Raw genomic sequence first — 19,352 nt, 5'->3', positions numbered from 1 at the left:
GACCAGGCGAGCGGTGCGTATTCCAGCGACCGCTAGCGTGACGCCCCATGAGCGCCATCGAGGGAGTGTCCGAGATCTTCGACCCGGAGGACTGGGACGTCGTGCCCGGCTTCGACGACCTCACGGACCTCACCTATCACCGGGCGAAGGCCCACGGCACGGTGCGGATCGCGTTCGACCGGCCCGACGTCCTCAACGCCTTCCGCCCCCACACCGTCGACGAGCTGCTCCGCACCCTCGAGCACGCGCGGACCTCCGCCGACGTCGGCTGCGTCATCCTCACCGGCAACGGGCCGAGCGTGAAGCACGGCAAGTGGGCGTTCTGCACCGGCGGTGACCAGCGCATCCGTGGCAGGGCGGGCTACCAGTACGAGGAGGACGGCCACGACGACGCCGGCGCGCCGCCGAACCCCATCGACAGGGCCAAGCTCGCCCGGCTGCACATCCTGGAGTGCCAGCGGCTCATCCGCTTCATGCCGAAGGTCGTCATCTGCGTCGTACCCGGCTGGGCGGCCGGCGGCGGCCACAGCCTCCACGTCGTCTGCGACCTGACGCTGGCGAGCCGCGAGCACGCCCGCTTCAAGCAGACCGACGCGGACGTCGGCTCGTTCGACGGTGGCTACGGGTCGGCGTACCTGGCGAAGCAGGTGGGGCAGAAGTTCGCCCGCGAGATCTTCTTCCTCGCCGAGGAGTACGACGCCGAGACGATGCACCGCATGGGCGCGGTCAACCGCGTGGTCGACCACGCGCAGCTCGAGAAGGTCGCGCTGGAGTGGGGCCGCGCGATCAACGGCAAGAGCCCGACCGCGCAGCGGATGCTGAAGTACTCCTTCAACCTGCTCGACGACGGTCTCGTCGGCCAGCAGCTCTTCGCCGGCGAGACGACCAGGCTGGCGTACATGACCGACGAGGCGCAGGAGGGCCGCGACCAGTTCCTGGAGAAGCGCGAGCCCGACTGGTCGCCGTATCCCTGGTACTACTGACTCGGACTGTTTTCGCAGGTCAATCCAAGATTGAGGTCATCCAGTCCGCATACAGTCCGCATTCTCTGGCCGACGTGCCGCGAGCCGACACGCGTCGTTTGCGTTGGCGATCAGATGCGGGCGGCCCCGGCCACGTCGGGTTGAGCGCTGGACGATGACCTCGCCAGAGACGGAGTCACGACGTGGATGTCTCGTGTCGAGGTTGATGCCGAAGCGCCTGGAGCTGAGCCAATACGCTGAGGCCATGGCCAACCAAGCGCCCTGCACGGTAGGGGCTGTTGGCTGTGACCTATGAGATCTGGGATATCTCGACCTGGCCTGTCGTGAGCCAGGAGGCCCGTGGTCTCGACGCCAAGGACTGGGTAGTGCCGCCTGACGGCGTCACTGCGCGAAGCCAAACTCACTGGTGGCTCTTCAAGCCGATCAAGACTGCCAGCTATCGACGGTATGACGATTGGTCGGAGAAGCTCGCGGCCGAACTCGCGACCCTCATTGACCTGCCGTCCGCGCGCGTCGAACTTGCGCGGGGCGAAGTCGACGAGGGGATCATCTCGCTTAACGTCACCCCCGACGGGTGGTCGATGGAGTCCGGCGACACAATGCTCTCGGAGTTCGACGGCTACCTGACTTGTGCGAACGAGGACCGTCCGCCGAATCGGATCGGCCACAATCTCGACAACATCGCGAAGGTGCTGGCAGAAGCGTCTGGCCCGCCAGGCACCAGTTGCGAAGAGTGGCCCGCGATCGAGGTCTTCGCCGGGTATCTGATTTTCGACGCGTGGATCGCGAACACAGATCGGCATGCGATCAATTGGGGTGTCCTGACCTGCGAGCAAGACGGACGGCAAGCCCTGGCTGCGTCCTTTGACCACGGCAGCGCGCTTGCCTCCGGAACGCAAGATCCGAGACTGGACGCGACGTCGCCGGAGGCCTACGCGATGCGGGGATTCGCCGGTCGCTTCGAGAACGGAGCCAAGGTCCCGCTTGTGGATCTTGCGCTCGAGGCGGCTGCCCGCGCAGGTGGTCGGGCAACTGACTGGCAGGAGCGACTAGCCTCGGTTCCAGCAGCAAGGGTTGAAGAGTTGATCGGCGGCATCCCAGGAATGTCGGCGGAGCGCCGTACCTTCCTATGTACGTTGCTAGACATCAATCGAAGGAGGCTGACGTCATGAGTTCCTCGGTCATGGAGACGGCGGCCGCGACTTCAACGGAGACAGTTAGCCGCCTGATGGTCACAGTCCGTGACTCTGAGGCCCGGCGCTACCGGCCGGTGGGTTTCCTGACCTACTCGGGGGACGGGTTCTCGTTTGCGTACCTCCGGCGCGAGATCGAACGCGAAGGGTTCCGCCCACTCCCCGGCCTCGCTCGCGCCACCGAAGGGCCGATGCATTCAGCGACCCTGTTCCCGCTCTTTGCTGAGCGGGTGATCTCGTCCCGCAGGCCCGACCGCCAAACTTCGCTGGACGCGTTGGGGCTACCCGCAGATGCCGCGCCCTTCGAAGTTCTGGTCCGTTCGCACGGGCAGCGCGTTGGCGACACCATCGAGTTGCTTCCTGCTCCCGTGGCCTCACCAGGCGATGTCGTGTCCTTCACGTTCCTGGCACACGGTGTTCGGCATCTACCCGAGGCGCATCAAGCGCGCATCACGGAACTGGGAGTCGGTGAGCCCCTACTCTTGCGCGCGGAGATGGACAACCCGGTGAACCCTCGCGCTCAGTTGGTGACGGACACTGATGCAATCACCCTCGGCTGGTTGCCCGATCCGCTGATCGATGTCGTGCAAGCGCTCAGCGGATGTGAACTCGCCGTCGAGCGTGCCAACGGTCCCGAGGTCGGTTTCCACTTTCGGCTTCTCGCCCGTATTCGTGGCCAGCTTTCAACGGGGCAGCCTCTGTTCGCCGGTTCGGACTGGGAGACTGTCGAGCGGGCTGCAGACTAGAAGGCGGCGACCGAGACGCCGTGTGCTCGCTCTGTGCCTAGTGCGGGACAGCAGATCGTGGGGTCTCACCATCGGCTCGACCATTCGCTTTCAGTGCCTGATGAATGAGGTCGGCGGCAGCGGCTCGCGTTCGGTCTTCAGCTGTCGGCCAGAGATGGCTGTAGGTGTTAAGGGTGGTCGTCGCTGAAGCGTGACCGAGCGCCCGTTGCACGGTGACGACGTCGCATCCTGCGGCGATGAGCCCGGACGCGTAGAAGTGCCGCAGATCGTGGAGGCGGACATGGCTGAGGCCTGCAGCCGCTCGAGTCGCGCGCCATCGCCAGGTGATCGCGTTGTCGTACATCGGGTCGTCGCCCACGGTGAAGAGCCAGCGGTCTGGCTCGCTGTCGGGGAGATGCACAGCGACGTGCTCACTGAGGATCGTCACTAGGTCGTCGGGCAGGAAGACGACGCGCTCGGAGCCGTACTTCGGCGGCCGGACAACGTACGTCGATCCATCCCGTTGCAACTGCCGGGACACGGTGAGCTGGCGGCGGAGGAAGTCGATGTCGCCGACCTGAACGGCGGCCGCCTCGCCCTTCCGTAGGCCCGCGAAGGCGCAGAGAGCGACGTACGCACGGAAGCCCTTCCGGCTTGAGACACGTGAGCTATCGGCATGGGACAGCAGCTCACCGACCTCTTCGACGCCGGGGAACCGCATCGCCGCCTCCGTCTTGCGGCGCCGTGGCAGGACAACGCCGATCGACGGATCGGTGGCGATGACCCGATCCGCGACCGCCGCTCGGAACACTGAGCGGACGATCACGAACCGGGTCTTGATAGTCGTCGGCGCCCACTCGGCCGCCCTGCCTTTGATCCAGGTCTCGACGTGAGACCGGCGAATCGACTTCATCGGGAGGTCAGCGAACGGCACGGAGCCGGTAGCCAGGTCGGCGTTCGCGCGGGTTGCTGGCACCCAGAGCTGGCGCTCCGACCAATCGTCGTAGAACTGCCTGAAGGTGAGCTTGCCGGCGCCAGGGTCGACGTACGTGCCCGTCAGGACGGTCGACGCGATCTGGTCGAGCCAGCGCTGGGCGTCGATCTTGCGATCGAAGTGCCGGGCGCGTTCGTGCCCGGCCTCGTTGCGATAGCGCGCCCGCCACTTGCCGTTCGGGCGCTTGGCGATGTTTCCGGCCATGGTGATGCTCCTTCCGAGATGACGATGCTCCCGCGCCGGTAGACAAATGCCGAGACGTCAGCGGCGATCCTGTGAGTGGTTGGTCTGCTCGGTAAGCCAGAGGATCACGTCGGTCCTCCAGTAGCGGACGTGGCGGCCGACCTTGAAGCTTCGGGGTCCGCAGCCGAGGTGGCGCCAGTAGCGGAGCGTGCCTTCGGGGACGCGGAGGAGTGCGCACGTCTCTTGAAGTGTGAGCATCTCGTCCCCGGGGTTGCGGTTGGCGGGAGTGTGAGGCTCTGCGGTCATGGTGTCCTCCTGTGGGTGGATGGCGCCGGGTGTCGGCGGTGGAGATTGGTCTCGTGCGGGAGGTGCGCATGGCTCCCCAATCGATCTTCAGTGATAATCGATGAATGCCGATAACGGGTTCGATCATCGAGTTCGCGCGGCGCGCAGCGGGGATGTCGCAACAGCAGCTGGCGCATGCTGCTCGGACCGCGCAGTCGTCGATCTCGGAGTACGAGAGTGGCCGGAAGTCGCCGACGCTGGCGGTCGTGGAGCGTCTCGTCTCGGCTGCGGGAGCGGATCTGGCGGTCGTGCCGCGGGTGCAGTTCTTCTACGAGATGCTCTCGGAGGACCGAGTGTTCTTCGTGCCGGACCGGTTGTGGTCGATTCCGCCACCGATGTGCTTCGCGAGGATGCGGCTGAGGGACTTTCCCGGTGTGGGTGGGAAGCCCGTGTGGGACATGTCGAAGCGTGAGGACCGGATCGGGTTCTACTCGCTCCTGCTGACCTACGGGATGCCGGAGATGATCGAGCAGGCAGTCGATGGGGCACTGCTCGTCGACGCCTGGCGCCAGCTGAAGCTGCCCAAACCGATCCGGGAAGCGTGGGCGCCGCTCATCGAGAGCGTGAACGGTCGAGGCGATCCGGTCCGCGACATCGCGGTGGAACCGGACGACGGTTAGACCCGGGGGCTCAGGCCCGGGCTCGGGCTCGGAGGTTCGCGGGCGACGGCTTCGGTGATTCACTGCATCGGGCCTCATTCCCAGTGTCGAGACAGGACGTTGGCCCTGTCCTTCCATTGGGCGGAGGAGGCCGCGACGTCGCAACTACGGGGCGGGGACGATTCGGACGTTCGTGGCCGCCGATGAACGTCCTTGGCTGCGACTGGATGTCTTGGACGGTCGCTGCCCGGATGGTGCGGCGTGGTTCAGAGACCGAGCGTGGGGACGGAGGGGCCCATCTCGTGTCGGCGCGGGGTGGGCAGCGGTGGTGGGGCGTGGCGGCGACGGGCATCAGGTCCGTATCTGTCGATGGCATCGACTGCTAGGCCGCGGGCGTGGGTGGGGCCGAGGTCGGCACGATCGCGACTGAAGACTCCGACCCACTGTTCCTTGGCCTCCGGGACGTTCTCGGCGACCAGGTGCGCGACGTTGACGTGCCGGCCACGTGTCATGGCGACGTAGGTGGTCGCGGCTCCGGTGGTCTCTTCAATGGCGACGTGGGCCTCGTCGACGGTCTCACCCTGTGCGCCGTGCACCGTGGTGGCGTAGGCGAGCTCCACGTGAGCCTGGACATAGTCGGCCGGCACGACTCGATCACCGCCGTGACCAATGTCGGGTCGGTGGAGGAGGAGGGAGCCGTCCGCGCCAATCGCGGTGACGGTCCAGGTCTGCCGGTTCGCCACGCCATGATCGGGATCGTTGCGCCTGGTCGCGACTCGGTCGCCGAGCCCGATCTGCTCGCCTCGCTCTGTGGTGACCGCCCAGTCGCCCTCCGCTGTCTGCCTGTTGCGGCGGTCGCGGATGGCCGCGTTCACCTCGCGGACCTGCTCTCGACTGTGGGCGAGAACGAGCGGGGCCCTGCTCCTCGAGGAGGCGGCAGCGATCTCGGCTAGAGCCTCGGTGCGCTCGACCTCGGAGGGGTGGAGGACGATCTGTCCGCGGCGGACCAGTTCGTCGAAGACCTCGCCGGCGTCCTGGCCGGTTCGCATCTTCAGGCTCAGGGCGGCGTAGTCGGGGTCACCGAACCGGTGAACTCGGTTGAGGTCGAGCCGGGCGGTGGGGTGGGCCCAGGCGGCAGCCAGATCGAGCACGCCGCCGCGGCCGACGGCGGGGAGCTGGTGGCGGTCCCCGACCAGCGCGATGCGGGCTCCGGCCTCGTCGGCGATGATGAGGAGTGCGCGGGCGGTGTCTTGGTCGAGCATGCCGGCCTCATCGACTAACAGCAGGTCTCCTGGCCGCAGGCGACCCTCCGGGCCTGGTGTTGGCTCGGGTTGCCGGGTCCAGTGGCCGTTGTCGTCCCACCGCCAACCGTGCTGGTGGATCAGCCAGGCCGCGGAGTGCCCGGCGGCGCCGGTCTCGTCGGCGGCGACCTGCGCGGCCTTCAGTGTCGGTGTGACCACCATCAACCGGTGTCGGCGTCGTGCGAGCAGGGCCCGTGCCGCTCGCAGGGTGGTTGTCTTCCCAGCTCCGGCCGCTCCCTCGATCACCAGCAGACCTCCGTCGCCGGCCAGCGCACCGGCGACGCGGGCCTGGGTGGGGTCGAGACCGGTCAGCGATCCGGGGCGAGAGCGAAGGCTCCGGGCGGGGTGCTGGGCTCGGCGGCTGAGGCGGTGGATGATCTCGGTCTCGACCTCCAGCACCCGGCCCGAGGTCAGCGCCCGGACATGCTCGGGTACATCGGCGCGGGGGAGCAGGCGGGTGCAGCGGCTGACGGCGCGGGCGGTGATGTCCTCGGCCAGCTCGATTCGAACAGCAGCATCGGTGACCACGCCGAGCTGGGTGATGAGGACTTCGACGTGGCCGCGGAGGTCGGCGGCGTTCCAGGCCGAGCGCTTCGCCTCGAGCTGGCCGATGACCCAGTCCGCGGCGGCGTCGCGGTCGATCCGACCGATCGGCACCGGATCCACCCTCGCGGGCCGGACGGGGTCGCGATAACCCAAGGTGCGCAGCTCGTCGTTCCACCGGGCCACGAGCTCGGCACCGTCGGTCGGGACGATCTTGTCGGGGCGTGCTTCGGCCCACGCCCGTCGTCCCCAGACCGCCCGCAGCCGTGGCCCGGGCTCCTCTCCGGGGTGCTCGCGGCGCCAGGCGGCTTCGTAGCGGTCGAGGTTGCGACCGATCTGGACGGCCCGGGCGCTGAACGCCCCGACGAAGGGCGCCAGCTGCTCGATGTCGCCGGAGACCGCGTCGAGGGTGTAGCCGTGCGCGGCGAGAACGGCCCGGAACCGAGGGTCGGCCATGACGGCGGCGTGACCGATGCCATTGATGGCTTCGATGCTGTCGCGCACCCCGACCGAATGCAGGCCCCGCCAGGCGCCGGCGGCCCGGACCCGGGCGTTGATCTGGAGATGGAGGTGGCGGTGCGGGTCACCGGCACGCGAGGTGTAGTGCCGGATGACCGCGGCCTCGATCTGCTCGACGGGCACCTGGACCTGCCGGCCACGTGGCCCGACCCGGGTCGTGGCGTGGGCGGCCACCCACCCGATGATCTGCTCCGCAGCCCGATCCTGAGCGGCATCCAGCGCGGTCGAGATCTCGGGGTGCAGCGCCGCCGCGAGGGACCAGGTCTTCGGGCCGTTGACGACGACCTCGACGAACCTCAACGCCTTCGCATCATCGCGCAGCCGCCCCTTCGGCTTGCCGGTCGCGACATCGATCCCGGCCACCCACGATTCGTAGGCATCGCCCGTCAGGCTGCCCGCCTGGGCGACATGATCGGCGCCCGCGATGTAGCGGGTCGCGACCCCGGTGCCTTCGGCCAGGTAGTAGTCGTCCGCACGGGACCGGTCGCGCTCCACATACGCACGCGCAGCTCTCGCTGCGCCTCGGTAGAACTTCACCCCGCCATGCACGCCGACCACCCCGAAACCCGAGTTCTAACGCGTCCGTCGACAACCAACGGATGCCCCAGAAATGCCGCGTGGGCCGCCCGATCAAGGGCGGCCCATCTACGTCATTCGTAGCATGCGTCCCGGCTTGATGGGGGTGTTGGGAGCAGAAGTCTGAGGCGAGATTCCCGTCGTCGAAAGGAACCAATCGTCTTCGGTGCTTGGAGCGGTCGACCGGGTGACGGTTGGGGTGTCCTGGTGGGCGCAGAGGGCGGCGTGGGTTGGCTGTGCGAGCCTCTACCGCCCGCCATGAGTGGTCCGGTGCCGAACGCGTCGGGTCTTCGCCACTCAGAGGATGGTTCATCGCCTGACGACGGCCGTCGTGAGCGGCGTCACGGCCCGCGGGCGCAGCGTCTTCCCGTCGCAACATTCACGTATCGGGAGCGACATATCCGCGCGGCAATGTGCACGTTCGAACTTGAACTCGGGTGAGAGTGCTGACTCCTTCGCCTCCATCTCGGGTAAGAACAGGAGATCGCCGTGGCTCGCCACACCCATAGCTGTGCCGTGCGCTGGTTCGACATGGACGCATACGGTCACGTCAACAACGTGACCTTCCTGCGCTATCTGGAAGAGGCGCGGATGGACTTCGCGCAGAAGCAAGCGGAAACGACCGAGGGTGGCATCCCGGTGTCAGTCGTCGCTCAGCATGACATCACCTACTTGCGGCCGCTCCGCTACCGATCGGAACCCGTGATCGTCGAGATGTGGGTGACCGAACTCGGTGCTCGGTCGTTCAAACTGGCGTACGAGGTGAAGGACCGGCCCGGGATGCCAGCGGACGCCAACGATGTCTATGTCCGCGCGGCGACGGTGATGGTGCCGTACGACCTGTCCCACTCGCGACCGCGCCCGCTGAGTGTCCAGGAGCGCGGCGTGCTTGCCGGCTTCCTCGAGGGACCAGTCCTCGCCCAGGGTTGATCGCGCCCCCATCCGGACCACCCAACTGGGCGTGATTCGGGCTGGGGCCCGAGCGCCGCGTCTTCGTCCTCCTAACTTGGGTCGCTCGATCCCAGGAAAGGAGTGGCCAATGAGCCCCGAGACCGAGAACGCCGGGCCGCAAGACACCGTCCTCGTCGAGGACCTCATCGAAGAGGTCTCGATCGATGGCATGTGCGGCGTCTACTGACCTTTCGAGGAGATGGACTCGATGAAGGTCACGCTGGAGGGCGCGTGGTCGCTCTCGTCGTCGGTGGCGCTGCGGCCGGAGCCGTTCGGCGCGCTGGCCTACCACTTCGGCAACCGGAAGCTGACCTTCCTCAAGACGCCGGCCCTGGTGCGGGTGGTGCGTGCGCTGGGCGGAGGGCCGGACGTGCGCGCTGCCTTGGCCGCGGCCGGTGTCGCCGAGGCGGAGTACGCCGCCTACCTCGCCGCCCTTGACGGATTGGCAGCAACGGACATGATCGTGGAGCGTGTGGCATGAAGCTGATCGAGCACTTCGAGCAGGGCCTGGACGCCCCGATCTGCCTGACGTGGGAGCTGACCTACGCCTGCAACCTGGAGTGCGCGCACTGCCTGTCATCCAGCGGCCGGCGTGACCCGCGGGAGCTGAGCACCGAGCAGTGCGAGGCGGTCATCGACGAGCTGCAGCGGATGCAGGTCTTCTACGTCAACATCGGCGGCGGGGAGCCCACGATCCGCCCGGACTTCTGGCACCTGGTCGAGTACTCCGTGAACCACCAGGTCGGGGTGAAGTTCTCCACCAACGGCGTTCGGCTCACGCCCGAGAGGGCCGCCTGGCTGGCATCGCCGGCCTGCGGTGGCTATGTCGATGTCCAGATCTCGCTGGACGGTGCGACCGCCGACGTCAACGACCGGGTCCGTGGGCCGGGGTCCTACGACACCGCGATCGCGGCGCTGCGCAACCTGCACGAGGCCGGCTTCTCCGACGCGAAGCTGTCGGTGGTCTGCACCCGGGAGAACATCGGCCAGCTGGACGACTTCAAGGCGATCGCCGACTCCTACAGCGCCACGCTGCGACTGACTCGGCTGCGCCCGTCGGGTCGTGGCGCGGACGTGTGGGACGAGCTGCACCCGCTGCCGCATCAGCAGCGCGAGCTCTACGACTGGCTCGTCGCCCATGGCGACGGCGTCCTGACGGGGGATTCGTTCTTCCACCTCGCTGCCTTCGGCCCGACTGATGGCAGTGGGGCCCTGCCCGGTCTGAACCTGTGCGGCGCCGGCCGGGTGGTGTGCCTGATCGACCCGATCGGGGATGTCTACGCGTGCCCGTTCGCGATCCACGACAACTTCCTGGCCGGCAACCTGCTGCGCGATGGTGGCTTCCAGAGCGTGTGGCAGACCTCGGAGCTGTTCGCCGACCTGCGCTCTCCACAGACCGGCGGCGCCTGCTCCTCGTGTGCCCACTTCGACGGCTGCCGGGGTGGCTGCATGGCGGCGAAGTTCTTCACCGGACTGGCGCTGGACGGTCCCGATCCGGAGTGCGTGCAGGGGTACGGCGAGCTGGCGTTGGCTGGTACCCGAACTCTGCCGGCGCCGAGCCAGGACCACTCCCGCACCGCACCGACCCGCAACGCACCCGTTCTGCTCACCCTGTCGCGGCGCCGGCCCGACGCTGAGGTCGGCTCGGGCGCCGATGCGCCGCCGATCAGTGCCTGTGCCGAGAGCCCGCTCGCGGGCTTCAGCCCGAACTGACCCACCACAGAACTCCGCGTCGGCGGGCCAGGCCCCCGAACCGCCCGCCGACGCGGATTCAAACCGAAGGAAGATCTCCCATGACCCGCCCTGCCTGGCTCGAGAACCCGTGGAAGCAGAACCCGTGGTTCGAGTCCGTCGCCGTCGCCCAGGAGCGTGCCCGCAAGCGGCTGCCCAAGCCTGTCTACGGTGCGCTGGTCGCCGGGTCGGAGCGCGGCCAGACGATCGCCGAGAACGAGGCCGCGTTCCGTGAGCTCGGGGTGGCCCCGCACGTGGCGGGCCAGCACTCGAAGCGGTCGATGGAGACCACCGTGCTGGGCGAGCAGGTCAGTCTGCCGGTGATCATCAGCCCCACCGGCGTCCAGGCCGTCCACCCCGACGGCGAGGTCGCGGTCGCCCGCGCAGCGGCTGCGCGGGGCACGATCATGGGCCTGTCGAACTTCGCCTCCAAGCCGGTCGAGGAGGTCGTCGCCGCCAATCCGGCGACGCTGTTCCAGATGTACTGGACCGGTGACCGCGACGTGATGGTGCACCGCATGGAGCGGGCCCACGCGGTCGGCGTGAAGGGCCTGATCGCCACCCTGGACTGGTCGTTCTCGATCGGTCGGGACTGGGGCAGCCCGGAGATCCCCGAGAAGGTCGATCTCAAGACCGCTGTGCGCATGGCCCCGAAGGTCGGCACCAAGTTGCGCTGGATGAAGCAGTTCGCGAAGGCTGGCGTCATCCCTGACCTCACTGCCCCCAACCTCGCACCTGCTGACGGGGGCGCGGCGCCGACGTTCTTCGGCGCCTACTACGAGTGGATGAACACCCCGCCCCCGAGCTGGGAGGACGTCGCCTGGATCCGGCAGACCTGGGCGGAGCTGTCCGGGACCCCGTTCATGCTTAAGGGCGTGTGCCGCGTCGACGACGCGAAGCGTGCCGTTGACGCGGGTGTGGACGCGATCTCGGTGTCCAACCACGGCGGGAACAACCTCGACGGCACGCCCGCCTCGATCCGGTGCCTGCACCCGATCGCCACCGCGGTCGGTGACGAGATCGAGGTGCTGCTCGACGGCGGCGTACGTCGGGGCTCGGACGTCGTCAAGGCGGTCGCGCTGGGTGCCCGGGCGGTGATGATCGGCCGCGCGTACCTGTGGGGCCTGGCCGCCAACGGCCAGACCGGCGTGGAGAACGTCCTCGACGTGCTGCGCATGGGCATCGACTCCGCCCTCCTCGGCCTCGGCGTCTCCTCCACCGACGAGCTCACCCCCGAGCACCTCCTAGTGCCGGACGGCTTCCACCGCGCGCTCGGCGTCCGACCGAACTGACCATGTGAGCATCCGATGAGCCTGTCCAACGCCGTGTGGCCCGACCTGACCCGCGGCGGCACCGTCCTGGTCCCGGTCGGGTCCACCGAGCAGCACGGACCTCACCTGCCACTCGACACCGACACCACCATCGCCCGCGCGGTCGCCGACGAGCTCGGGCCCCTGCTCGGGGCACGGGTCGCGCCGGCCGTTCCGTACGGCGCGAGCGGCGAGCACCAGGCCTTCGCCGGCACGATCTCGATCGGCACCGAGGCGCTGACCTCGGTGCTGGTCGAGCTGGCCCGATCCCTGACCGTGTGGGCGGCCCAGGTCGTCTTCGTCAACGGCCACGGCGGCAACCTCGACGCTCTCGAGGCCGCGGTGACGCTGCTGCGCGCGGAGGGCCGGCACGTGTCGTGGCTTCCATGCGCCACCCCAGGAGGTGACCTGCATGCCGGCCGCAGCGAGACCTCGCTCATGCTCCGCCTTGACCCCACCCGCGTTCGCCTGAACCTCGCCGAGGCCGGGAACACCGGGTCGCTACGTGAGCTCCTGCCGCGGCTGCGAGCCGGCGGCGTCGCAGCGGTGTCGGCGAACGGAGTCCTCGGCGACCCCGTCGGCGCCAGCGCAGCCGAGGGCGAGCAGCTGCTGCGCCGCATGGTGAGCGACGCTTACGACCGGGTCCGCACGCAGGTCGTGGTGGTGTGATCACGCCTTCTCGGGTCGCCCTGGTCACCGGTGCGGCGCGGGGCATCGGCGCCGCCGCCGTACGCCGCCTCGTCGCAGACGGCGCCCACGTCGTCGCCCTCGACTGGTGCGCCGGGGTGCAGAGCCCCGCCGGCTACCCACAAGCGACGGTCGCCGACCTCGATGCCCTGGTCACCAATCTTCCGCCCGGCACGGTCGATCCCGTCGTCGGGGACGTCCGTGATCCGGGTGTGCTGGCCTCGGCAGTCGAGCGGGCCGTCGATCGCTGGGGGCGGCTCGATGTCGCCGTCGCTGCCGCTGCCGTCATCGCGGGCGGCGTACCGCTGTGGAAGGACACCTCCCTCGACCTGCAGTGGGACATCGACCTGCGTGGTGTCTGGAACACTGCGGCCGCCGCGGTCCCCGCGATGCTGGCCGGACCCGATCCGTCGGGCTGCCGATTCGTGGCGATCGCCTCGAGCGCGGGGGAGCGGGGCCTGTTCCACCTGGCGGCGTACACCACCGTCAAGCACGCCGTCGTCGGGCTCGTGCGTGGCCTCGCCGCCGACCTGGTGGGGACCGGCGTCACCGCCGTCGCCGTCTCGCCCGGCTCGACCGACTCACCGATGCTCGCGGCCACCGCCGACCTCTATGGTGTGAGCGCCGCCGAGCTCGCCCACCACCAGCTCTTGCAGCGGACTCTCACGAGCGAGGAGCTCGCCGCCACGATCGCCTTCGCGTGCTCACGCGAGGGCGCCGCGCTCAACGGCTCGGTGATCAACGCCGACGGAGGGTTCCTCGGATGAGCGTCCCGGTCGCCGTCGACAGGCTGCCGAACGGATTCGCGGTCCGGATTCGTGACGACGTGCGGCAGAACCAGGGCAAGGAAGGCTCCGTCGTCCTCGTCGGAGGGTCACCGCTGCGTGCGATGGCTCTCGCCCCGGCTGCTCGCCGACTCGTCGAAGGCGGCACGGTCGAGGTGACCGACGAGACCTCAGCGACCGTCGCTCGGCGCCTCCTCGATGCCAACCTGGCCGATCCCGTCCTGGCCGCTGGCGTGGAGCCCGAGGAGATCACCGTTGTGGTCCCGGTGCGTGACCGCCCCGAGCAGCTCGACCGCTGCCTGCGCGTCTTGGCCGGGATCGCGGTCATCGTCGTCGACGACGCCTCGCTCGACCCCGACACCGTCGCGGGGGTGGCGGCACGACACGGGGCCGCGTTCGTGCTGCTCCCGGTCAACCTCGGGCCGGCCGGCGCCCGGAACGCCGGCCTGTGCGAGGTGGGCACCCCGTATGTCGCGTTCGTCGACTCCGACGTCACCGTCGAGGCCAAGACGCTCCTGACCCTGGCCGGGCATCTGCACGACCCACTGGTGGCGCTCGCAGGACCGCTGGTGCGGGGGATGGTCCGATCGGCACGACCGAAGTGGTTCGAACGCTTTGACGCCGCCTCCTCCTCCCTCGCCCTCGGCGACCGCGCTTGCTCGGTCAAGCCGGGCGCGGCCGTCGGGTGGCTGCCCAGCGCCTGCCTCGTGGGGCGGACCAGCACGCTGCTGGACGCCGGTGGTTTCGCGGAGCAGATGCGCGTCGGTGAGGACGTCGACCTGGTCTGGCGCCTCGTCGCCGCCGGCCGGAGGGTCCGCTACGAACCCGCGCTCGAGGCCTGCCATGACGTACGCGACTCGATCGCCGGATGGCTCGGCCGCAAGGTCGCCTACGGAAGCGGCGGCGCAGCTCTTGCTGAGCGGCACGGCGACGCCGTCGCCGTCGCTCGGCTGACGCCCCTGATGGCCGCAGCCGGTGCCGGGCTCCTCATGCGCAAAAGATGGTCACTGCTCGGCGCCGCAGTGGCGACCGGTTGGGCTGCCCGGACAGTGCACAGAGCACTGCCCGAGTTCGAAGGCCGCAGAGCGTCCGCCGCGGCGCTCGCCGCTCGCGGGCTCGGGTGGGCAGCGCGCCAGGAGTCGGCTCTCCTCCTGCGCCACTGGTGGCCGGCCGCCGCCGTGCTCGCCACCGTGTCGCCGACCGCACGACGGGCGATGGCCAGCGCGGTCGTGGTCGACGCGATCGTCGCCGCAACCGTCGACCGTCCGCTGAGGCGAGACGACAGCCCCCGCCTCGGCCTGGCCGAGGTAGCGCTGGGCCGACGACTCGACGACCTCGCCTACGGCCTCGGTCTCTGGTCCGGCGCGCTTCGACGGAGGTCGTGGCGCGCGCTCGCCATCGCCATCACGCGAACTGGTACGAACAAGCGCGGCCTGCCGAGGTCCTAGGGTCCGCGGGACAGGCAGCCGGTGTGACGCCGCTCGGCGTCACGCTCGGCGCTGGCTCAGTCGATGGCCTCCGTGACGACCTCGTACACGGGCACGCCGTCGGCCGGCGGCACGTCGGCGTACTGCGCGAGGTCGTGGAAGAAGGTCTTCGGGTCGATCGCGCCCTCGGGGCCGTGCACGCCCGGCTGGTGGACTTCGCCGCGCGCCGCCATCAGCGCGGCGACCGCGAGCGGGATCCCGGTCATCTCGCCCATGTTGCGCTCAGGCTGGACGAGTGCCTGGGCACCGACGCGGACGCGCTGTCCGTCCTTGGTGCCCTCGGCGATGGCGAAGATGTTGCTCGGCAGCGCCGGCGATGGCCCGGCGTCCCTGCCGCTGAGGTTGGGCTGGCGCAGCAGCTCGTCGGAGGCCTGTCGGACGTCGAGCTCACCGCTCCGTACACGTCCCGCGATGCGGGTGATGGCGTCCATCAGGCCGCGACGGGCACTCATCACGTTGAGCGACTCGCGCACCTCGGGACGGAAGCGTGGAAGCGTCAGGGGCTCGGGGTGCCCGCACACCCAGACCGGATCGGTGCCGATGCCGGGGTAGGTGAGGGTGGTCTCCTCCAGGCCGTAGGCGTCGACGAGCCCGCCGTCGCGCCAGAGCTTGATCGGCTCGGTGCAGTTGTGCACCCAGTGCTCGATGGCGGCGGTGGCGTCCGGGAACTCCTGACCCTCACCGGCCCGGGGGAAGTGGGCGGCGGATGCCCGCCACGACGTGTAGACGCGGTCGACGGTGTCGCACTCGTCCATGGCAAGCACGGCGAGCAGGTTGCTGGTGCCGGGGCTGGCGCCCATGCCGATGACGGCAGTGACGCCGGCCGCTCGGGCGGCGTCGTCCAGCTCGAGCATCTCCAGCGTGGGCTCCCAGTCGTCGCAGATGTCGAGGTAGTCGGTGCCGGCGGCGATGGCCGCGCTGAGCACCTCACGACCGAACCGGTAGAACGGACCGGCGCAGTTGAGCACGATGTCGACCTCGGTGAGGGCGGCGGACAGCGCGTCCGAGTCGGCGATGTCCAGCGCGAGCGACGTGGCCTTCGGCCCGAGGTCGATGGCCAGCTTGGCCGCCTTCTCGTCGTCGCGGTCCGCAACCACGACCTGCGCGACGGTGTCGGCCTGCGCCAGGACGCGGCACGCGTAGGCACCCATCTCGCCGGCCCCGCCTGTGACGAGCACCCGCTTGGATGCGGTGTGGTTCGTGTTCATGCACGAATCGTCACCCGGACGTCGGGACGCCGGACCGCCGGCAGGTGCTCTCTGCCCACCTGGGGGAGTGGCTCAGTGGTGGTCGGCGGACTGCTGCGCCAGCCAGGTCGCGATCTGCGTGCGCGTCGTGAAGCCGAGCTTGGTCAAGATGCCCTCGACGTGCCCCTCTGCGGTGCGCAACGAGATGACCAGACGAGCCGCGATCTCCTTGTTGGTCATTCCGGCCGCGATCATCTCCGCGACCTCCTGCTGTCGCCGGGTCAGGGCCACCTCCGCGCGCGCGACGTCGTGGCTGCTCATGGGCGTGGATTCCTGGCGCAGCCCCAGCCTGACCACCTCGTCGGTCGACATCGACCTTCCGCGGCCCAGCGCCAGCTCGAACTCCGCGTCGCCGATCTGCCGGCGAGCCATCGCTTCGAACTGCTCGCGCTGGCCCGCGAGATGGGGGGTCCCGAGAACGCTCTCCCACAACCAGTCGGCAGCACCGAACAGGATGGCCGATCGCGTCGTCTCCCGCTGAGCCGCTGCGGTCCACGCCAACAGCTCCAGGGTGAAGGCCAGGCCGACGCCGTCGTGCATCTCCTGCTTGATCGCGAGGGCCTCGAGGAGGTGCGTCTCAGCCCGCCCGAGCTCGCCCCGGACCAGTGCGACGTATCCCTGCCCCCACAGAGCGTAGGAGAGGTTCCAGCGGTCGCCGTTCGTCTGGCACTGCTCGTACAGCGCGTCGACGATGGTCGCCGCCTCGTCCACTTCACCTTGGAAGAGGTACGCCGCCGCAAGCTCGACCCGCAGGCTGTCCGGATACTGCACCTGCACCCCTGTCCGGACGTAGCCCTCGAGCGCCTCCGTGAGCAGCGGGATCGCGCTGGCGGGGTCCGCGCTGACGGTCTGGCGCATGCCGAGCACGTGGAGGGAGTAGGCGATCGCTGCAGGATCGTCCAGCTCACGCGCGAGACCGAGGGCATCCTCCGGGAGCGTCGACGTCGCCACGTCGTCCCCCTGGAAGGTCGCGATGTAGGCCGCGGTGGCCAGCGCCCACGCGCGCTCGTGCGACGGCTCGGAGTCCAGTGCGAGCGCGCGATCCAGCCAGAGCCTGCCCTCGTTCAGATGACTCGTCCCGCCCCACAGCCAGGGAACGGCCGCCATCCGCAGTGCGGTGCGGGCCTCGCCGACCTCGGACGTGCCGAACTCGAGCGCTCGGCGCAGGTTGGCGTGCTCGGTCTCGAGCCGAGCAGCCCACTCGCTCTGGTGCGGCCCGACCCACTCATCACCCGCCGTCTCCACGAGCGAGAGGCACCAGCGGACGTGTCGTCGCCCGAACTCCTCCAAGATGCCGGCTGCGGCGAGCTGGGCCTGGCCGTACGCGCGCAGTGTCTCCAGCATCCGGAAGCGCACGTGACCCGCGTGCTCGTCGCGCAGGAAGATCGACTTGTCCACCAGCCCGGAGACCGTGTCCAGGACGGCCGTGGCGTGCAGGTCCGTGTCGGTGCACACCGCCTCCATGGCGTCGAGGGTGAACCCGCCCGCGAAGACGGAGGCGCGCGCCCAGAGCGCCTGCTCGGCAGGGGTGCACAGGTCGTGGCTCCAGTCGATGAGCGCCTGCAGCGTCTGGTGCCGTTGCGGCAGGTTGCGGCTGCCCTCACGGAGCAGGCCGAACCGGTCGTCCAGCCGGTCGACCAGCTCCGCAGGAGTCAGCACGCGGAGTCGAACTGCGGCCAGCTCGATCGCCAGGGGGATGCCCTCGAGCCGCTGGCACAGGCGGACCACGGCGTCCTCGTTCTCGGGGGTCAGCTCGAAGCCGGGTACGACGGCTGCGGAGCGTTCCGCGAAGAGCATCACCGCCGGGTACTGCAGGGCGGTTCCGGGGCGGATCGCCGTCTCCGGGTGGGGTGCCGGCAGCGGCGCGACCGGGTAGACGTACTCGCCGTCGATCCTGAGCGCTTGGCGGCTCGTCGCGAGGATGCGGACCTCGGGCGCCGAGCGCAGGACCTGGTCGGCGAGCTCGGCGACCGCGTCGACGAGGTGCTCGCAGTTGTCGAGGATCAGCAGCAGGTGGCGGGCTCGGAGGTACTCCTCGAGCACTGTCACCGGTGTTCGCGACGACTGGTCCTGGATGCCCATCGCGTCGATGACGGTGTGGGGCAGGAGCGCGGGATCCGTGAGTGACGCCAGCTCGACGAGGTAGACGCCGTCCGGAAAGGCGCGGCGCAGGTCGGTGGCCACCCGGAGGGCCAGGCGGGTCTTCCCGACCCCACCGAAACCGGTCAGCGTCACCAGCCGGGCGGTCGAACACAGCTGTCGCACCGCTGCGAGATCCTGTCGCCGGCCGACGAAGCTGGTCAGCTCGACCGGGATCTGCGACGGCGCCTTCGCCGACCGTGAAGCCATCAGGTCCTCGGTGATGTCGCAGGGGTAACTGCCGAGATGTTACCGCCGGCAGGGAGCATCAGGTCAGTGGAATCGCTCGACCGCACTCACGCCAGGAGTCCTAGCTCCTGCGCCCGGCTGGCCGCCTGCGCCCGGTTGCGGACACCCAGCTTGCGGTAGACCGCGCTGGTGTGCTGCTTGACCGTGTGTCGGGAGAGATTGAGCAGATCGGCGACCTCGGGGTTGCTCAGGCCGCGCGCCAGGTGCTGCAGGACGTCCAGCTCGCGCGGCGAGAGCTGCGCCCCCGTGACGCCGCTGTCCTTGGGGAAGATCTTCGCGCCCTCAGCAACCCGCTGCAGAGCGCCGGCGATCACTTGGCGCGGCATCTGCTTCGACAACGATCCGACCGCGCCGTGGCTGAGCGCCATCGCGGCCGAGACCCGACCCTCGCCGGACATGAGGACGACCCGCACGTGCGGCATCCGGTCGCGGAAGGCACGGCACAGCTCCAGCGCCGAGCGCGAGGCAAGCGAGGTGCTCACCAGCACCAGCTGAGGGTGGTGCCGCTGGGCGACATGCCAGGCGACGTCGGCGGAGCTCGCCACCAGACAGGATGCCACCCACGGCTGCTCGGAGAGGATCGAACGGAGACCCGCTTGGACGAGTTCGTTCTCCTCGACGACGAGCACGCGCTGGAGCTGACAGCGATCCTCGGCGTCCGGTCCTCCAAGGACGGGCTCCGGCGCCGCGACCAGGCTCGGTGCGAGGACGGGTTCGAGGGCGAGGACGGCGCTCATGCTCGCGCCGCCTTGCTCGTGTCGGGCTGGTGTCGAGGTGCACCCATCGTTCCTCCTCTGGTCAGCTC

18 protein-coding genes are annotated in these 19,352 nt (G+C 69.3%); 12 read left to right on the top strand and 6 right to left on the bottom strand.

Going from position 1 to position 19,352, the window contains the following annotated elements; genetic code table 11:
- The first annotated feature begins 47 nt into the window (after positions 1-47).
- The 3 genes from ABD205_RS02855 to ABD205_RS02845 all read left to right on the top strand — a co-directional run bounded on the left by ABD205_RS02855 (position 48) and on the right by ABD205_RS02845 (position 2,922).
- The gene (locus tag ABD205_RS02855; RefSeq protein WP_344042204.1) at positions 48-983 is read left to right on the top strand and encodes a 1,4-dihydroxy-2-naphthoyl-CoA synthase; all 936 of its coding nucleotides are present in this window, start codon (positions 48-50) and stop codon (positions 981-983) included.
- A gap of 284 nt (positions 984-1,267) precedes the next feature.
- Entirely contained in the window at positions 1,268-2,155 is an 888-nt protein-coding gene (locus ABD205_RS02850; protein ID WP_344042202.1) for a HipA domain-containing protein, read from the top strand.
- Positions 2,152-2,922 carry a hypothetical protein gene (locus tag ABD205_RS02845; RefSeq protein WP_344042201.1) on the top strand — a complete coding sequence of 257 codons (771 nt, stop codon included), beginning with the start codon at positions 2,152-2,154 and terminating at the stop codon, positions 2,920-2,922. Before ABD205_RS02850 ends, ABD205_RS02845 begins: the two co-directional genes overlap by 4 nt.
- Positions 2,923-2,959: 37 nt before the next feature.
- Here ABD205_RS02845 and ABD205_RS02840 read toward each other — a convergent pair whose 3' ends face one another.
- Together ABD205_RS02840 and ABD205_RS02835 are read right to left on the bottom strand one after the other, a co-directional pair.
- Positions 2,960-4,099: a tyrosine-type recombinase/integrase gene (locus ABD205_RS02840; protein WP_344042199.1), complete on the bottom strand. Its 1,140-nt coding sequence runs from the start codon at positions 4,097-4,099 to the stop codon at positions 2,960-2,962.
- 57 nt (positions 4,100-4,156) lie between these two features.
- On the bottom strand, positions 4,157-4,384 hold the full coding sequence (locus ABD205_RS02835) for a helix-turn-helix transcriptional regulator (protein ID WP_344042197.1): 228 nt from the start codon (positions 4,382-4,384) through the stop codon (positions 4,157-4,159).
- Between the two features lie 104 nt (positions 4,385-4,488).
- Between ABD205_RS02835 and ABD205_RS02830 the strand changes: the two genes are divergently transcribed.
- Entirely contained in the window at positions 4,489-5,043 is a 555-nt protein-coding gene (locus tag ABD205_RS02830) for a helix-turn-helix domain-containing protein (protein ID WP_344042195.1), read from the top strand.
- 245 nt (positions 5,044-5,288) lie between these two features.
- Here the strand turns inward: ABD205_RS02830 and mobF are convergent, their stop codons facing one another.
- On the bottom strand, positions 5,289-7,922 hold the full coding sequence (mobF, locus tag ABD205_RS02825) for a MobF family relaxase (RefSeq protein WP_344042193.1): 2,634 nt from the start codon (positions 7,920-7,922) through the stop codon (positions 5,289-5,291).
- 528 nt (positions 7,923-8,450) lie between these two features.
- Between mobF and ABD205_RS02820 the strand changes: the two genes are divergently transcribed.
- The 8 genes from ABD205_RS02820 (at position 8,451) to mftF (ending at position 14,873) form a co-directional block, all read left to right on the top strand.
- The gene (locus ABD205_RS02820; protein ID WP_344042191.1) at positions 8,451-8,891 is read left to right on the top strand and encodes an acyl-CoA thioesterase; all 441 of its coding nucleotides are present in this window, start codon (positions 8,451-8,453) and stop codon (positions 8,889-8,891) included.
- 109 nt (positions 8,892-9,000) lie between these two features.
- The gene (gene mftA / locus ABD205_RS02815; RefSeq protein ID WP_344042189.1) at positions 9,001-9,099 is read left to right on the top strand and encodes a mycofactocin precursor MftA; all 99 of its coding nucleotides are present in this window, start codon (positions 9,001-9,003) and stop codon (positions 9,097-9,099) included.
- A gap of 21 nt (positions 9,100-9,120) precedes the next feature.
- Positions 9,121-9,393 (top strand): mycofactocin biosynthesis chaperone MftB, encoded by a 273-nt coding sequence (gene mftB / locus ABD205_RS02810; protein WP_344042187.1) that lies wholly within the window; start codon positions 9,121-9,123, stop codon positions 9,391-9,393.
- Entirely contained in the window at positions 9,390-10,625 is a 1,236-nt protein-coding gene (gene mftC, locus ABD205_RS02805) for a mycofactocin radical SAM maturase (RefSeq protein ID WP_344042185.1), read from the top strand. The genes mftB and mftC overlap by 4 nt, the downstream gene beginning before the upstream one ends.
- 80 nt (positions 10,626-10,705) lie before the next feature.
- A complete protein-coding gene (mftD, locus tag ABD205_RS02800) occupies positions 10,706-11,935 on the top strand; it encodes a pre-mycofactocin synthase MftD (protein WP_344042183.1) in 1,230 nt (409 codons plus the stop codon).
- 15 nt (positions 11,936-11,950) lie between these two features.
- A complete protein-coding gene (gene mftE, locus ABD205_RS02795) occupies positions 11,951-12,622 on the top strand; it encodes a mycofactocin biosynthesis peptidyl-dipeptidase MftE (RefSeq protein ID WP_344042181.1) in 672 nt (223 codons plus the stop codon).
- Positions 12,619-13,407, top strand: coding sequence for a mycofactocin-coupled SDR family oxidoreductase (locus ABD205_RS02790; protein WP_344042179.1), 789 nt, complete (start codon positions 12,619-12,621; stop codon positions 13,405-13,407). Before mftE ends, ABD205_RS02790 begins: the two co-directional genes overlap by 4 nt.
- Positions 13,404-14,873, top strand: coding sequence for a mycofactocin biosynthesis glycosyltransferase MftF (gene mftF, locus ABD205_RS02785; RefSeq protein WP_344042177.1), 1,470 nt, complete (start codon positions 13,404-13,406; stop codon positions 14,871-14,873). Before ABD205_RS02790 ends, mftF begins: the two co-directional genes overlap by 4 nt.
- Before the next feature lie 56 nt (positions 14,874-14,929).
- Here mftF and ABD205_RS02780 read toward each other — a convergent pair whose 3' ends face one another.
- From ABD205_RS02780 to ABD205_RS02770, 3 genes are all read right to left on the bottom strand, one after another.
- Positions 14,930-16,120: a saccharopine dehydrogenase family protein gene (locus ABD205_RS02780; RefSeq protein WP_344042175.1), complete on the bottom strand. Its 1,191-nt coding sequence runs from the start codon at positions 16,118-16,120 to the stop codon at positions 14,930-14,932.
- A 72-nt stretch (positions 16,121-16,192) separates the two neighbouring features.
- Entirely contained in the window at positions 16,193-18,508 is a 2,316-nt protein-coding gene (locus ABD205_RS02775; protein WP_344042173.1) for a LuxR C-terminal-related transcriptional regulator, read from the bottom strand.
- Positions 18,509-18,594: 86 nt separating this feature from the next.
- Positions 18,595-19,284 carry a LuxR C-terminal-related transcriptional regulator gene (locus ABD205_RS02770; protein WP_344042171.1) on the bottom strand — a complete coding sequence of 230 codons (690 nt, stop codon included), beginning with the start codon at positions 19,282-19,284 and terminating at the stop codon, positions 18,595-18,597.
- Positions 19,285-19,352: the final 68 nt, after the last annotated feature.

It is taken from the genome of Nocardioides panacihumi, assembly GCF_039530925.1.
GTDB lineage: Bacteria > Actinomycetota > Actinomycetes > Propionibacteriales > Nocardioidaceae > Nocardioides > Nocardioides panacihumi.
Note: the sequence above shows the minus strand (reverse complement) of the source record. Positions and strands in the feature narration are given on the sequence as shown.